Annotated in this window: 3 protein-coding genes and 1 tRNA gene; all 4 read right to left on the bottom strand. The window is 37.8% G+C overall.

The features are described 5' to 3' along the window. Positions 1–2 precede the first annotated feature (2 nt). Positions 3–76: transfer RNA gene (locus tag BUC31_RS03880), tRNA-Cys, on the bottom strand. Positions 77–164: 88 nt separating this feature from the next. Beyond that, the gene (folB, locus tag BUC31_RS03875; protein WP_073241426.1) at positions 165–536 is read right to left on the bottom strand and encodes a dihydroneopterin aldolase; all 372 of its coding nucleotides are present in this window, start codon (positions 534–536) and stop codon (positions 165–167) included. A gap of 44 nt (positions 537–580) precedes the next feature. Then, positions 581–1,531 carry a PorP/SprF family type IX secretion system membrane protein gene (locus tag BUC31_RS03870; protein WP_449817039.1) on the bottom strand — a complete coding sequence of 317 codons (951 nt, stop codon included), beginning with the start codon at positions 1,529–1,531 and terminating at the stop codon, positions 581–583. 17 nt (positions 1,532–1,548) lie between these two features. Next, the gene (locus tag BUC31_RS03865; protein WP_073241424.1) at positions 1,549–18,909 is read right to left on the bottom strand and encodes a T9SS type B sorting domain-containing protein; all 17,361 of its coding nucleotides are present in this window, start codon (positions 18,907–18,909) and stop codon (positions 1,549–1,551) included. Positions 18,910–18,962: the final 53 nt, after the last annotated feature.

The raw sequence follows: 18,962 nt of genomic DNA, 5'->3' as shown, positions 1-18,962 counted from the left end.
TTTGGAGGCATCGAGCGGATTCGAACCGCTGTACAAGCTTTTGCAGAGCTGCGCCTAGCCACTCGGCCACGATGCCATTTTTTAGCGAGAGCAAAAATAAACAATTATCCCTATCTAAGCTACATTAAAAACTAAGAAATTATAATTATTTAAGGTTGGATGGATTACTGAACAGATTGTCCTCTTTGTAAATTCAATGATACTGTTACCTTTTCTACGTCTCCGTTTATAGGCGGATTGATTTTAGAAACAGATACCATAGCTGAATCTACGGTTGGAAGTTCAATAAAAATTCGGTCAATTATTCTTTTGGCGACATGCTCCAATAATTTAGAAGGCGTTGCCATCTCTTGCTTTACAATCTTATTGATATGAACATAATCAACAGTATCTTTCAACTCGTCTGAAACTGAGGCAATCAATAAATTTGTATCAACAGAAACGTTGACCAAATAATCACTACCAATATTGGTTTCTTGAGGCAAACACCCATGGTGGGCATATGCTTTTATATTCTCTAATTGTACTTTACCCATTATTTGTATTCTGGAGATCAAATTTAATCAATCTACTTGTAGTATTAATAGGTACAACGACAATTACTGATACCTTGAAATAAATCTACCCCTAGGGTGATTACATGCGTACCAGAGCTATAACCAAGAAGTTCATTAAGAATTACTTGATAAGAATATCCGAAGTAAAAATTATTTTTCTTTAAACCTGCAATTGGAGCAATATAAAGCGGATTACCAATTTGATCATTTAAGAAACGATAGTTAACACCTGCATAGAAATAATCTTCAAAATCGTAAAATCTGAATTTCAAGTTTAAATCGGTAACAGAACGCCCATCACTCTCAAACAATTGAAACAACACAGAAGGCTCTATTTCCATCTTGCTGGTTCTTTTCTTCATGTATCTATAACCGGTATACACGTAATAGTTTCTAAGTCTATTAGGCTCGTATAAGGCGTTGAAATTACTTAAATTTTTATCTAAGATATTTGAAGCATTGATACTGAAATAAAATTTGTCATACCTATAAAGTGCACCAATGTCAAAGTTATGATTTGTTGTTGCCTTATCACCAACATATGCTGGATCGGCAACTAAATCAGGGTTTGTATTATCAATTCTAAACTGGTTAAAATTATACGAGATACCGAATGACAAAAACTCATCATCATAACGGTCTAAAGTAAGGTGGTGCGCAAATGAGAACCTGGCTCCCTGTTGCTTTGTTTCACCATTACTATCGTTATATAATACCATACCAACACCAGATTTTTCACCAACACGCATATCTGCTGCTAGAGATTGGGTATCGGGGGCATCTTTAATACCTACCCATTGTGTAAGACCGTTAAGTCTTATTTTAACATGGTCACCAATACCTGCGTAAGTTGGGGACATTACAAAGGGGTTATCGGCAAGATATTGAGATAATTGAGGTATAGTAAGCTCCTGCCCTCTAAGGGAGAATACGCTTATAAATAATACCAGTGTCAATAGACTGTTCCGCATCATCATTTTAGGTTAAGTTTTTAACGGTATAAAGTAAAGTGTCCAACAAATTCTCTTTCATCACGATCGCCGTTCAGTTTAATTACATACCAGTAATCTCCGGTTGGCAATTCGTTGTCTAAGTATGTTCCATCCCAACCTTCAGAATCAACTTCTTGTTCGGAAACCACTCTACCATAACGATCAAATATTTTTATTAGTATTTGAGGGTATTGTTCAATGTTTCTAGGGATCCATAAATCATTCTGCCCATCACCATTAGGTGTAAAGAAATTATCAACTTCTATGTCTATGAACTCCATAAAAATGTTAGCAATAGTAGAACATCCGTTCTCATCAACAACACGCACTTCATAGGTGTCTGTTCTTGTAACATAGAATATATTATTATCACCATTGTCATAACCATCAAAGTAGTACGTATAGCCTTCTCGACCACCTTCTACAACAGCAGTTATTTCATTCATGTTATTTTGCTCCAAAACAAGTGTCAATGGCTCAAATGCTTCTATTACAAAGTCAATTGTCTGTAAACAGCCATTAGAGTGTGCAATGGTAATATAATGGTTACCTGGTGCCGAGTTTCTAAAATCAGGATTCAACTGAAAAGCAGCTGGATCAACAGAATCTATCGCATAAAGCACATCTCCGATTACACTATCATCTTCTAAAGTGATATTTACAAAATTATCTGGTGTATCACTAGAACATTCATAAATAGGCACTACGGTAGCATTAAGGTTTACACCGGTTTCAATATCAACTACAACGTTAGTATCACAACCATTAGCATCTTTAATTACTATTAAGTAATTACCTGCAGCCATGTCATAGAATTCTGTTCTGTTCAATACAAAGTCTGCATCGTCATTAGAATTCAGTGCTGTGCTATAAGGTGCAGTACCTCCTGTTATTTCAAGAATGATAGAACCATCATTACTGTCAACACAAATTTCTGGTGTTGTAACTGCGGTTACTTCTAAACTTGACGGCTCTGAAATAGTATATGTCAAGTATTCGAAACAACCATTTTGGTCTTGTGCGATGATTGTATACTCACCTGGAGTCAATTCGGTAAATGTACCATCTGAATAAAATTGATTCAGGTTCGGAGAAATCGCATATTGATAACCACCAGCTCCACCCGAAAGTGTAACTGTAATTTCGCCATCATTTTCACCAGAACATGTAATATCTATTACGTTTTCTGTGTAAGACAATGGTGTTGGCTCATCAATAACAACAGTTTCTGGTGCTGTTTCACAATCATCACTAATTACAGTAACATAATATGTACCTGCACCTAAATCTCTAAACACACCTTGAGACTGTGGACCAGCAATTCTAGAAGCTACGCTTAAAGAACTATCTGTAAACAATTCATATTGGTAGTTTCCTAATCCGCCATCAGCAGTTGCATAAATAATAGCCGTGCTTTCGCCAGTACAATTCAATACTGCAGCAGTTTCATCAACAAATAACAATAATGGCGGTATTTCGCTTTCTGTAATTGCATTAGATATTGCAGACTCACAACCGTTAATTGCATCACGTACATAGAATTGATATCTACCCGCTTGATACGTACCTGTTTCTGGCAAGTAAACTACATTGCCTGTCATTGGTAAGAAGTTGATATTGTCAACACTGTATTCGTATGAACCACTACCACCTGATGCGGTAAGTTCAAATTCTGCACCTTGTGCACATGTTAATGCATCGGTTCTTATTAAACTAGCCTGTACTTCAGTTGGCTCTCTTACCTCAACTGTATTAGTTGTGGTATCACAATTCCATCCGTCAACTACAGTAACACTATAGAAACCTGCACCTAAATCTCTAAAATTAGGATTCGTTTGTGCTCCAGTTGTATTTGTGATCGTAGTACCGGTTGCATCGTAATAATTCAACTGGTATTCATAACTACCACTACCGCCACCTGTTACATTTGCAGTAACAACAGCACCTGTATCTCCATAACAAGCTAAGTCTGTTACAAGCGGAGTAGCATTTGCCACTATTGGAGTCGCTGCTGCCAATGTTTCTGTATAGTTTACTACACATCCTGCATCATCGGTAATATTTACTGTATAAGCTCCCGCAGCCAAATCTGTAAAGATTCCCTCGTTGACATCATCCATTGTATATACATCACCAGTTGTAGTGTTTGTTAATACAATATCATATGGCTTATATCCGCCTTCAACTTCTACTCTAATTTCACCTTGGTCATTTGTACAAGTAGCGTCTGCTAATTTTGATATAGTTCCACTTAAAGGTCTGTCTGGAGAAATTATAGTTACGCTATTAGTGTCTTCAGAACATAAAGGAATATCGGTTTCTGTAATAGTAACATAGTAGCTACCGCCAGATAATCCTGTTATTATTCTTGGGTTAACACTAGTGTCAGTTGCAGTTGATGCTATTACTGAAACACCTGCAGCATTGAAGACCTCGTACGTATAATTACCAGTATATCCATCAATATCAATTTCTAAGCTACCGTTTGCATCGCCGAAACACGTAACCTCTGATACCGGAGTAGCCGTTGCCGTAATAAAATCGAACGGAGCAACCGTATAACTAGCTGTATTTACATAACAACCAGTATCTAAATCTGTAACTCTAAATACATAAGAGCCAACAGTGTTTAAATCGTACGTTGCAGAAGTTGCTGTTGAGCTGATAAACGTAGCCGATGTATTTCCTATTGGTAACAACTCATAACCATAGTTATGTGCCAAACCATTATCTGCAACAGTAATTGTAATTGTTTCATCAACAGTACAGTTAATAGCCGCATCTTGAGCAATAGAAGCTGTGAACGTGTTGATAGGTTGAATTGTAACCGTATCGAACGTAGTACAACCTTTGGCATCTTTTACATAAACATCTATAGTTTGTGCACTTCCTGTATCAGATACATTGAATGTATTCTGTGCTTGGAAGATGTTATTATCTATACTGTATAAGTATGGTGCAGTACCTGTACCTGCGCCAGCAGTTGCCGTTATCGTTGCGGTGTTAACACTATTATCTGCTGAACAGTTAAATTCTGTCGCCACTGCACTAACTGTTAATTCTAGCGGTTGTGTGATAGTTTCATTTTTAATGTCTTCACAACCTCTACTAGAAATAACTCTTACTTGATATTCACCTTCTGGTAAACCATTGAATAACGGATTAGTCTGTGTTGCAATCGGAGTAACCAAATCAGCAATATCATATAATTCATATTGATACTCAGGATTCGTATTCGTAGCTGGGTCAATGTTAGCTCTAATACTACCGTCTGTACCACCGAAACAACTTACGTTTACAATAGTCGCGTCTAATAGTACTGGGTCTACTGGTGCATCTAATGTTTGAGTTACTATTCTCTCACAAACAGGGTTTGTAGTATCTAAATCTCTTACTAAGAAACTATATGTACCCTCAGCAACTAAACCTGTAAAGATTGGATTATTCGCCTGTGTTACTGCTGGACCTGTTGGAGGTGTCATTATAAACTCAAGGTTTGATGAACCACCGGTTACGTTAACCGTGATTTCACCACCTGGTATTGATGAACAATCAATAGACTTATCTACTGTCGTAGAAACATCCATTTGCTCATAAAGTACCACCACATTAGTTGTAAAAGGACAACCCCATTGGTCAATAATCTCTACGTCATAACTACCAGCACCTAAGCCTGCAAATACTCTGGTATTCTGTGGTGCACGGAAATCAGTACCGTTTAATCTTAATTGGTATATATAGTTACTTCCTTGTCCGCCAGTAGGCACACTCACTTCAATTTCTCCTTGTAAGTTTGTGCAGTTCTCTATGTTTACTTCTAGTATTGCCGCTATCGGGTCTGGAACATCAAGAACAATATCATCTTGAATTAATTTTTCACAACCTTCTGCGTCACGAGCCCAAGCTTGGTATGTACCAGCTGTAAGCGAATTAAAAGTAGCACCTGCTACGAAATCTACAGTTGCAGGAACACCTACACCTACATAGTACGTATAGCCACCCCAACCACCAACTACGTCAGTAATTGTAATTGAACCATCATTTCCAGGTACACATGTAATATCTGTTACTATAGTATCTCCTGTAATATCAGTATCAGGACCTGCAATATTGAAATATTCAACATTGGGACAATACGGATTGTCTGTTTGTAATATAGAAACATAGTATTCACCTACACCTAAGTTAATAATTGGAGTTGGACCGTTTGCTAATTCTGAACCACTAACAACAGAAGTATTATCGGTGCGGAAAATTTCCCAATCGAATCCTGTGCTATATGTAGCATCAATTAATTCAAAAGTTACTTCACCAGTATTAGTTCCAAAACAAATTACATCACTTGTCTTAACAACATCGATAGTAAACGTATTTGGTTCTTCAATTATAGCTGAAGCTGTTACGATACAGCCTGTGTCTGTATGTCTTATTAAGAAGTTATGGTTTCCAGCAGATAATCCGCCAAAGACATTGGTAGGAACATAAGTTGAACCGTTATCGATACTATACTCGTATTTCGTATCATCACTAGCAGAAGATGTTGCTGTAATCGTAATTACACCATCACTACCTGGGGCACAAGTAACTGTTGTCGTTACCGCAGCTGTTGCTCCTGTCATTTCATCATAAGGCAATACCGTAGCCGTTGTGCTACCAGAACATCCTTTATCGTCATATACATTGATAGTATACGTATCACCTGCTCTATTCGTAACAATCAATACGTTAGACGCACCAGATTGGACAATGGCAGAACTACTATCTACAAACTCATAGATTACATAGTTACCGCTTCCGCCGGTTATGGCAACCTCGTCAACTGTAATTGTAGCGTTGTTAGGATTATTACCTACAGTACAACCGAATTCTACAACCGAAGTATTGATGTTCGAAATTAATGCTGGTTCATCAATTATAATATTACCTGATACCGAACTACAACCATTGGTTCCTGTTGCTGTTACAACATACGTATTTGGAGGTAAATCTTCAAACGTATTGTTGCTTGGGTTAAATGTTCCTGCTACAGGAGATATTGTAAATGTCAACGGATTAACTCCATTTTCAACTTGTGTCAATGTAATTGAACCATCATTAGACCCAAAACATGTAATATCTATATGAGAATCTGTAAATACCGGCTGAATTGCAGGAGCTAACTCTTGCGTTACCGTTAGTTCACAAACAGGGTTTGAGGTATCTAAATCTCTAACTAAGAAACTATAATTACCATCAACGGTTAAACCTGTAAATGTTGGGTCATTCAATTGAGTTACTGCAGCACCGGTTGGAGGTGTCATAGTAAATTCAAGGTTTGTAGAACCACCCGTTACATTAATCGTAATTGTACCGCCTGGTATACTTGTGCAGTCAATTGCTTTATCTACCGAAGTAGTAGCGCTTAATTGCTCATATAATTCTACTGGATCTGTTGTAAATGTACAACCCCATTGATCTGAAACAATTACTTCATATATGCCAGCACCAAGACCTGAAAAAACTAGCGTGTTTTGTGGTGCTCGGAAATTAGAACCGTCCATTACCAATTGATATGTATAGTTACTTCCTTGTCCGCCAATTACGTTGCTTACGGTTACTTCGCCCTGTAAGTTTGTACAGTTCTCTACAGTAACAAGTAAATCGGCATCAATAAGATCTGGAACATCAAGTACAATATTGTCTTGAATTAATCTTTCACAACCTTCTGCATCACGAACCCAAGCTTGGTATGTATTAGCTCCTAATCCTGTGAAAGCAGCATCTGCTACGAAATCTGTAGTAGCAGGAACACCTAAACCTACATAATACGTATAGCCACCCCAACCACCGACTACGTCAGTAATTGTAATTGAACCGTCAGTTCCAGGAACACAAGTAATATCTGTAATTACAGTATTTCCTGTAATATCGGAATCAGGACCTGCTATATTGAAAAATTCAACATTAGTACAGAACGGATTGTTAGCCTGTGAAATAGAAACATAGTATTCACCAACACCTAAGTTAATAATTGGAGTTGGACCATTTGCCAATTCTGAACCACTATCAACTGAAGTGTTATCAGTACGGAAAATTTCCCAATCGAATCCTGTGTTATACGTAGCATCGATCAATTCAAAAGTAACTTCACCTGTGTTCGTTCCAAAACAAACTACATCACTTGTCTTAACAACATCGATAGTAAACGTATTTGGTTCTTCAATAATAGCTGAAGCAGTTAGTATACAACCTGTATCCGTATGTCTTATTAAGAAGTTATGGTTTCCAGCAGATAATCCGCCAAAGACGTTGGTAGGAACATAAGTTGAACCGTTATTAATACTATACTCATATTTCGTATCATCACTAGCAGTAGATGTTGCTGTAACCGTAATTACACCATCACTACCCGGCGCACACGTAACAGTTGTTGTTACATTTGCCGTTGCACTTGTAAGTTCATCATAAGGCAATACCGTAGCCGTTGTGCTACCTGAACATCCTTTATCGTCATAAACATTAATAGTATAGGTCTCCCCTGTTCTATCGGTAACCGTTAATACGTTTGATGGACCAGACTGAACAACAGCTGAACTACTATCTATAAACTCATACGTAACATAAGTAGTACTACCGCCTGTAATAGCTGCAGTATCTACGGTAACCGTTGCATTGTTTGAATTATTACCCACTGTACATCCGAATTCAACAACGTCTGCACTTACATTAGTTATTTGTAACGGAGTACCTACCGGACTATCAACTTCTAATTCACATCCTCTACCAGAAGTAACACCAACTACATAATCTTCTGCAGGTAACCCTGTAAACGTACCTGTTGTTTGTGGCGTACCAACCGGAGTTAATGTTAATGGAGCTGTTCTAATATATAATTGATATTCATAAACAGGATTATCCATTGATGCATCCAATGTAGCAACGATAGTACCATCAGAATCACCAAAACAAGTAACATCTGTCATCACCGTAGTAAATAATACAGGTGTAGCCAATTCAAGTTCAATAACTGTTTGAGCACTACATCCACTTAGCGTAGTATCATATACAAATGCAGTATACGTACCAGAATCTAAACCTGTAAAGCTAGCCAATGGTTGTGGAGCTCCGTTTACACTTACGCCACCTTCAAATAATTCGTATTCATAATTTGTAGAACCGCCAAAACCTTTTATTAAGATTTCACCGTCTCCTTCAGCACAAGATGGTTGTGCCACAACCTCAGCAGAAATAGAAACTGGGGCAAAAATCTGAATGTTTTCCACATTTCCACATCCGTTAAAATCACGAACCTGAACAGTATAATTTCCAGAACTAAGGTCAGTAAACTGATGCGTTGAACCAGCAGTAGTTAACGTAGAAGACTGATATGAACCACTGTTTACACTTAGTGTGTATGGTTGAGACCCTTCGCCATCTAATGTAATTTCTATAATAAAGTCACCTTCATCTGCAGTACATTGGTTGATTACCAAACCAGAAATAGCTGGTGTTGGGTCATCTGCAATAGTAACATCTATTGGTAGGGCGGTTGAACAGCCATTTCCGTCCATTACATAAATATCCCATTCTGTATTTGTAGAAGGATCTAATTCAGCATAGTTATTAGTACCATAATCGCCAGCTACCGGAGTAACTCCCTTTTCAACATATGCGTACGTATAAGAACCGTTACCGCCACCAGCGATAACTGTCACATTAGCATCTTCTGAACAGTACCCATTATTTTGGTCTGCCAACGTCAATGTCACAGGGTTAGGCTCTAATATTCTAAATTCAAATGTATTTGTACACTCAGGAGTAGCCGCTTCTTGGAAGAATAGGACATAATCTCCAGGAGGAATACCAGAAACTGTTTCTGTAGGTGTTGGACCAGGACCGATAGGACCTGTTACACTACCTGAATATGCACCACCTAATGGTGTGTTGCTTATACTTTCTCTTATTTCAAAATTAATGGTAGTAACCGAAGTATCATATCCCTCAAATTGGAAAGCTATAGAACCGTTGGTATCACCGAAACAAGCCACATCGGTTACTGTTGGCGTCGGTACTACATCAATAGCCGATAAATTAGGGATATCGACCTCAATGAAACTCGAACAACCAGTTGTTGCATCAATTACTTGGAACACATACTTCTGACCAGGGTTTAGTCCGTTATACGTAGCTACCTCTTCATTAGGGTTAGCTCCTGCGGCCTCAGCATCTGGAGGAGTACCTGCGCCATAAATCGTAAAATCATAATTTCCTGAACCACCACTAGCTGTAAGTTCAGCCGTACCACCAGTAATACAGCTTACAGCTGGTATTACTGCATCTACTGATAAATATGGGTTAGAAAGTACTCTAACTGGGTTTTGATAAAATTCACAACCATTAGCATCTAATACACGAACATAGTAATCTCCGAATGCCAAGCCGCCGAAATTAACCACTGTTGCCGTTGTATTTACCACAGGGTTTGGACTTGTAGTTGCAGCTAAATTATTTAAATTGTCATAAAGCGTGTATGTAAAATTTGGCTCACCACCACTTGTAATCGTAATTTCAATACTACCTGGTATATCGCCAGTAGCACCACAACTAACATCTGTAGCCACAACATTTGCATCGAACAATACAGGGTCGGCGACAGTTGCACTGCCGTTATAAATACATTCTTTAGAATCCCTAACAATATAATTATATGTGCCAGCAACTAAACCAGTATACACTCTTTGGCTTGTAAAAGCACTACCATCAAAACTAATTTCATATGGTGATGACCCAAAATTAGGATCAACGTTAATTTCAACAATACCATTAGAATCACCAAAACAAGTAGGGTTCGTTACCGTTTCTGTTGCAACAGGGTTTACCGTTGCTGTAACCGTAACTACATTAGAAACAGCAGTACAACCTTGGTCGTCTGTTATTCTAAATCTATATGTACCAACTGTTGAAGTTGAATATGGGAACGTTCCTGCAAAAGCAGCAAAGCCACCGCCATTAACCTCCAATTCATAAGTGTAAGGGGCATAGCCGCCAGTTGCTACTAAATTCATGCTAGCTTCTGGTGAAGCCGAGCAATCTAGATCTTTAGTTAAAGCAAGGTTAGCCGTTAATTGAGCCTCAATATCAAAAGTTACTGTATCTGTACAACCATTGGCATCTCTAATTTCAAAAATATAACTACCAGGCGTAAGGCTTGAGAAAGTATTAGAAGTAGTAAATGTACCCGTACCCATTCTATAGGTGTATGGAGCCAAACCGCCAGTTGCACCAACTTCAATAGTTGCTGCCCCAGTCACAGAAGAGTCAAAACACACATCTGAACTTGGCAAAATACTGGCTACCGGAATAGCTGGTGCTAACAAGGTAAATGTATCCGTATCTGTACATCCGTTAGCATCGGTAACAGTAATCGTGTGTAAACCTAATTGATCAAGACCTGTAAATATTCCTGTGTTTTGTGCTGGCGTTAACGAAGCATCTGGCAATTCAATTATATAAGAATATGCAGCAGTACCACCTGTTACCGTAATATCTACAGCACCGTCATCTATACATGTAGGTTGTGTTGCCGTATTAGAAACGGTTAAAACTGCAGGTTCATTTATTATTTGTGTCAATATTTCAGTACAACCAGCAATTGGATTATCGACATCTCTAACATAGATTGTATAAGTACCTTGAGATAAACCAGTTATTTGATGTGTTGCAAGGGTATCGCTGCCTTCAATAGTTGCGAAAGCACTGTCGTAGCTATACTCATAACCACCTGCTCCAAAATTCTCAACTTCAAAAGTTATCGTACCAGAATTATCTGCATTACAATCTAAATCTTCATAAGATAAAATTGCAGCTTCAAAAGCATTACCATCTTGAACATCAACAATGATATCTGTTGTACAATCACTACCATAGTCTACGGTAATGGTATGTTGACCAACTAATACATTGTTAAATACATTGTTACCAATTTGAGGAGTATTTCCATCAATGCTGTATGCATACGTTGCATCATTTGGAAGAATTGTAATTACTCCTGTTCCATCACAACTATAATCAACAGAACTACTTAATAAAGGAGCTGTTGGCAATGGAGCAATAATAATATTAGGAAGACTAATTACACATGCAATATTGTTTGCATCTCTTACTTGAACTGTAAATGTACCGTCAGACAAACCGGTGAAAACAGTTCCGCCAGCAGTTGCTGCAGTCCAAGTACCACCATTTAAGCTATATTGATAAGAACCAAAACCACCAGTTGTAGGTGTTACCCCGCCAACTGTAATTTCAGCTAATTGGTTACATGTATACGCTTCTGTTTGTACGCTTTCTGCTACTATTTCTGGTAACTCGCTTACCGGAAGTGATAATACCACCTCACAATTATTTGCATCTCTTACTCGAACATCATAAGTACCTGCCGTAAGGTTATTGAATGAACTTACGGTACCAAAAGTACCGCCATTGATACTGTAGGTATATGGAGCCTCACCACCACTTGGTACTAAAGAAATACTACCGTTGTTACCACCAAAACAAGTAACATCAACAACCGTTGGTGTTGCTGCTACAGGAACATCTTGGTCTATATTAATATCATACATTGCAGGACACGCATCTGTGCCTCCATTATTATCAAGAACATAAACATCATAATCTCCAGCACCAGAAACGGTAACTGGATTGGTTGCTGCATAATCGCCAGCTGTTGGAGTTGCACCATTGGCAACTACCGCATATACATAATTACCATCACCACCTGCAGCGGTAATATTAATTTCACTATCAGTACCACAAGCCGTTATTGTACTAGCGCTTGCGCTAACCGTAACTTGTTGTTCTATGGTTACTGTTTGAGCCGGAGCATCACAACCAAAAGCATCGGTAACCTCAACAGTATATGTACCGTTTGAAAGTCCCGTGAACGTATATGTCGTAGCATTTACTGGAGCCGGGGTTACATAAGAACCACCATTGATTCTAAATTGGTAATCACCATTTCCTGCAGTAACATCTACAACAATAGTTGCATCATTACTACCACTATAACATATTGTTTCCTGTAAAGTGAAAACTGGTATTTCTGGTGCTGTAACTACAATTGGTGTATCACTTAAGTCTGAACAACCATTTGTATCTCTAGCACGAACATAATACGTACCGGCAGGCAAACCGTTAAAAACAGCATCTGTTTGGTAAGCAGTCACAATCCCAAGAACATCTTCTTCCAATTGATACGTATATCCTGGAGTACCACCTGTAGCACTTGCAGTGATTTCTGCCCCACCATTGTTACATGTAAAATCTTGTGTAAGATCTGCATCGGCAACAACCAATGTTGGCTCATCAATAGTTTCATCGAAAAATGTTATACAACCTGGTAAAGTACTACCTGCTTCTCTAACATAAACTCTATAACTACCAGCTGCAAGTCCAGATATTGTTTGCGGTGATACCGTAGTACTACCTAAAATACTAGCAAAATTATCTAAGCTATATTCGAATCCGCTTGCGCCATAATTATCAACTTCAAAAGTTATCGAACCAGAATTATCTGCATTACAATCTAAATCTTTAGAAGAGAGAAAGGCTGCTTCGAAAGCAAAACCATCTTGAACATCTACAACAATATCCGTAGTACAATCACTACCATAATCTACGGTAATAGTATGTTGACCAACTAATACATTATTAAAAACATTATCACCTATTTGAGGCGTATTACCATCAATGCTATATGTATACGTTGGATCATCTGGAAGAATTGTAATAATCCCTGTTCCATCACAACTATAAGCAACACTACTACTTAAAGAAGGTACTGTTGGTAAAGGAGCAATGATAATTTCTGGAAGAGTTACAACACAATTGATGTTATTTGCATCTCTTACTTGAACCTGATACGTATTATCTGTCAAATCGGTAAAAACTGTACCGCCAGCAGTAGCCGCCGTCCAAGCGCCACCATTTAAGCTATATTGATAAGAACCAGAACCACCGGTTGTAGGTGTTACGCTACCAACGGTAATTTCTGCTAATTGGTTACATGTATACGCTTCTGTTTGTACGCTTTCTGCCACTATTTCAGGTAACTCATTTACAAGAACAGATAAGATAGCTTCACAATTATTTACATCTCTTACTCTAACATCATATGTACCTGCAGTAAGATTATTAAATGAACTTACGGTGCCAAAATTGCCACCATCAATACTATAGGTATAAGGAGCTTCGCCACCACTTGGGGCTAAAGATATACTACCATTAGTACCGCCAAAACAAGTAACATCTACAACAGTTGGTGTTGCGGCTACTGGAATATCTTGATCAATAGTAATATCAAATGGTGTTTCACAGAAATCAACATTTCCACTATTATCTCTAACGTATACATCGTAATCACCTGTACCGGTAACTGAAATTGAACTGTTTATACCGAAGTCGCTCGCAGTTGGTATAACTCCGTCATCCACCACTGCATATACATAATTACCATCTCCACCAGCGGCAGAAATATCGATAACAGTATCGGTACCACAAGCAGTAATATTACTTGCACTCGCACTTACTGTTAATGCCGGGTCTATTGTAATACTTTCTGTACCTGTACAATTATTGCCATCTCTAACATCAATAGTATATGTTCCTGCTGATAATCCAGGGAATACACTGGTACTGCTAAATGCACCACCATTTAAGCTATATTCAAAAGTACCATCGCCGCCAGAAGAAACACTAGCCGTCAAAGTCAATAATACAGCATCATCAAAACAATCTTGATTTGGTGTAATTACTAAAACTGGTGCCGTTGCCGGATTTAAATCAAAAGTGAATGGAATACTACAGTTATTAGCATCTGTAATTGTACCGTTATAGGTTCCTGATTGAGTTAATCCATTAAAAGAACCTGTAGCATTAGAACCAAATACAGTAGCATCTGGATTGCTTAATTCATATACATAACTACCCCATCCGCCTGTTGCAAGAACACTTACACTACCGGCTGATGTACAGCTAGGCTGTATTTCTGTTAAACTAGAAATTGCCAATGCCGAAGCCGGACCTTCTAATTCATGTGAAGCAGTATATGTACAGTTGGTATCTGTATCAACAATGTCTATGGTATAAATACCAGCAGCTAAGTTGTTGATATTATCGATTAAAGCTTCAGTACCGCCAGTTCTTTCAACGCCAGCAGGACCAGTAATTGTATATGTAAAGTTTTGACCCGCTTGGAAGTTTACATTAAAACGAATAATACCGTCTGCAGCACCAAAACAACTAATTGGTTGTGTTGTTTGCCCGCTTGCAGATATTGGGTTAATCGCATTTATCGTATAGTTTTCTTCATAAAAACAACCATCGGCATCAGTAACTCTTACAGTATATGTATCTGGCGCTAAACCTTCAAAAACAGCTTCATTTACTGAAGTACTTGTAGGGGTTAGAGCAGAGGGTGCAGTAATCGTATACACATATGGTGCAGCACCATTAATGGCGTTTACAGTTAAGTTAGCAGTTCCCGTAGGACATGTAATTTGAGACTCCACAATTGTTAAATCTGTTGGTGGATTTGGTCTGTCAATTACAATTTGATTAGTTGGGAATGTACAATCGCTCGCATCTCTTATGGTAACGGTATAAGTACCATCCGTTAAATTTTCAAAACGATTTGCATTCGCAGTTGTATCTGGAATAAAGTTGATTCCGTCAATACTATATTCATATGGTGCAGTACCCCCGGTAACATTTTGTGCCTCGATAATACCCTCTTGTAAACATGTATAATCTTGAATCAGAACCGAAGTACCACTAACTGCAGAAGTAGGTGCAGAAATTGTATAATTCTCTTCATAGTCACATGATGCACTTCCTTTTCTTTGGTTGATTACAACTCTATAATCACCATCTGCCAAATTTGGAAAAATACCTGTTGTATTTTCATCTAAAGGTTGATTTGCAGAATCAAAAAGAGAGAATGTTAATTGATACCCGTTATTATCTATTAAATTAAACTGAATTCTTCCTGTAGATTCTCCAAAACAAAGTACATCTACTAAGGTAATAGCATCGAACTCTGCAGCAGGTTGAAACTCTATCGTTACCGTATTGGATTCACTGTAACAACCATTTCTATCTAATACTACAAAAACATAATCACCAGGATTTAAAATGTCAAATATTTGACTAGATTGAAAGTCGGTTGCTGGAATATCAGCATACGTTGGGTAAGATGTAACCACGGTGCCAGAATCATCAACATAAGACCAAATAGCATAGGTATGTGGGGTTTTACCCCCTTCAGAATCCATTAAAATATTACCTTCTCTACAAGTTATATGTTGAGAAACCCTTGCAGTAAGTTCTAGGTCATTTTCGTCAATAACAGTTACTGCTTCACTGTAAGAACAACCATCATCTGTAGAAATATAAGCTATATAATCACCAGCGCTTACATCTGTAAAAGTATAGTTATTATCTGCATGACCATTTTGGCTATCTATAAGAGTACCTAGTCCGCCGTTTGCACCATCATCTCTTCTGATCTCAAATGCATATGGTGGGTTTGCATTCGAAATTTGTAAATTGATTGTTCCTAAATTAAAACACGATTCTGGTGTAACTTCAACCTCGTAACTAACTGTACGTTCGCGAACGGCTATAGCATCGGTAGAATAAACACATGCATCTACAATAACATCGCCATTGTTGTCAACAGGAGTATATTCAACTCTATATGAACCACCTTCGCCAGGTCCGAAATCGAAACTAGAACCATTATTAGCACTAAAAGGAATTATAATGTTATTAGTTAATGCATCAACCAATTGAAAAGCATAACCATTACTAGCAGGTATGGTTATATTGCCATCGGTATCACAAAGAATGTCACGTTTTGTTGGTTCTCCAAAATCAACTGTATTTTGAAATCCTTTAAAATAAAAACGGCTTATACATCCATTATCATATATTACAGAAAGTCTGTACTCACCTGGTGCATTCAAGGTGTAATTACTACCTGTACCAACTTCTGACCATGTACACGTAAGTGCTCTATTGGCACAATCTTCACCAGCCTCTGCATTTACGCCACAACTACCTTCATCTAATAATTCCCAAGTAACACTTTGCGCATCAACTATATTAACAGTAAGTGGCTGAGAATCGTTAATACCACATAAGAATATTTTTGGAAGCTGAGTACCATCTACACAGTTAACTATTTCACCAGGTATATTATTACTTGGGTCGGTATCACTATTAACTTCATTAAAAAACTCCGTTACCGGGTTTGGAGTTGCTCCAGAACCAAATGGTACTACTGTTATAATTTCTTTAAAGCCTTTACATGGATCAGCTATAATTTTATCAACTATATACGTGCCAACTTGAGAAACCGTAATTGTACTTGGGTCATTGTCAGGATCACCATCATTAATTTCGACATCAATAGCAGTATTAAGTTCACCATTATTGTCAGTATCACGGTACCATATATATGAATCAAAGCCGTTACCAGCATTTAGTTGAGTGTCTAAACCACAAAGTTCTGTTGATCTTTCAAAATTACATGCAGCAAGATCATCTAAAAGAAAATTGGTTGCACCTGGCACGATAAAACCACAAGAGGTAAAATCAGAAACACTCGGGTCATCTGTAACTACTGCTGAATTTTGTACACCCGTATAAGTTCCATAAGCTAAATTTTCTATTTTATCTGAACACGCATCAATGAAATCAAAACAGTCTTCAGCAACCTGTACGGTAAAATATAAAGAATAGTCGCCGTCATCTTGGTTTACATATACATCTGGTATATTAAAAACAATTTCTCTCGTTGCCGGGTCATAGGTATATGTAATCTCATGACAAACTCTTGGGCTGCCTTCACAAATAGGTGCAGGAAATGAAAAATCTGAAGCATTGAAAAAACTTCGGTTACCTTGTGGACCTACATTAATTGGTAAAATATCTCTTATGGTATACCCAGAGCCATCATCATTACCTATATTTTCAAAATTTAACTCGTAATCTATAATTTGACCTAAGTTTACACCTTGTCCAGTTATAATACCACTATCATCACCATAATCACTACCATGTTGCCTTACAACCTTCTTCAAGAGAATATTCGGAGCAATAATATCGACATCAAACGATGTAAAGAAAATATCATATTTATCTTGTAAAGAGGTTGCCCTTAAAGTTGCACTAGTCGCACTGTTAGGTATAATCGTATTACTAGCACCACCATTTGGTATTTCAAACAGGTCAACATCCCAACCTAATGTATTTATACTGTTTGGGTTTCTTGTTGTATACTGCGTATCAAATTGAGTTATACTAGAATTAAAGAAATTGTCTCTTGGGTTCTCTCCATTTGATAATGTTGTAAAAGACCCATTTGCATTAATTTGCAATGCGTCGCCCCCTAATCCATCTGGACTTCCGAATGCGTTATCTCCTTCTAAAGCGGCAACACCCATATTAGCAAATACCGGAAACGGTGCTGGTAAAGTCGTAAAACCATCAACAAGAATATCAACACTTTCGCCAGATTTAATACCTGCATAACCATCAAAAGTGGTAATGAATTTATCGCCGGGTAAATTAGGATCTTCATAGACAACTACCATTTGCCATCCTCCTGAAACTCCTCCACTTATACTATTACCCGTATCTGCACGAACATTGGCTACAAAATATTCTCCATTTGGGTTTGGCATTGCCGAAACCATTGAAGTAACATCTTTATAAAAAACATAAGGAGAGTAATACCCAAAATCAGAATCACCAAATCCATCATAAATTTCCTCAGCTCCGGTAATATTTTGGTATTCTCCACCTGGTAACTTAAACTTAATATCATCAATGGTAGATCTGTCTGAGTCAGTATAAACAGCACCCCAATATAAACCAGCATATCTAACTAATGCACATTCAATATTAGGTATGGTAAGTGTAGCACTACTTGAACTAAATGTAGAAGAATCTCCATCTACATCAATGTAATTCATATCAAATGAATCATTTGAAGTAGAACCGCTACCAGTATCATTATAAGGTTCATTCGGTGAAGCTCCAGGTATCGTATAGGTTTCATATCGCCACTCTCGTCTACCAATTCTAACCCAACGCCCCGCTGTTCTTTCTACAACACGTCTATTAACAATATTGTTGGCAATAAAGGTAAGTTCACCTCGAATATCAGCTTCGTAACGAACGTCGAAATCATTTTTAACCTGTGAAACGACGGTTTGTAAACCTAGTGCCAAGAATAAAATGAAAAATAAATATTTTGAGTACTGTTTTCCCATGAGAGAAGTGTGTTTGGTAAAATCTAAAAATTGAGTCAGTCTGGTCATTTTGTAAATTTGTTGAAGCCTTCCTATCATTCGATATCAATATCGCATCGTTC

The sequence above is a fragment of the Maribacter aquivivus genome, from assembly GCF_900142175.1.
In the GTDB taxonomy this organism is placed as follows: Bacteria; Bacteroidota; Bacteroidia; order Flavobacteriales; family Flavobacteriaceae; genus Maribacter; species Maribacter aquivivus.
This window is presented reverse-complemented; position numbering and strand designations above follow the sequence as displayed.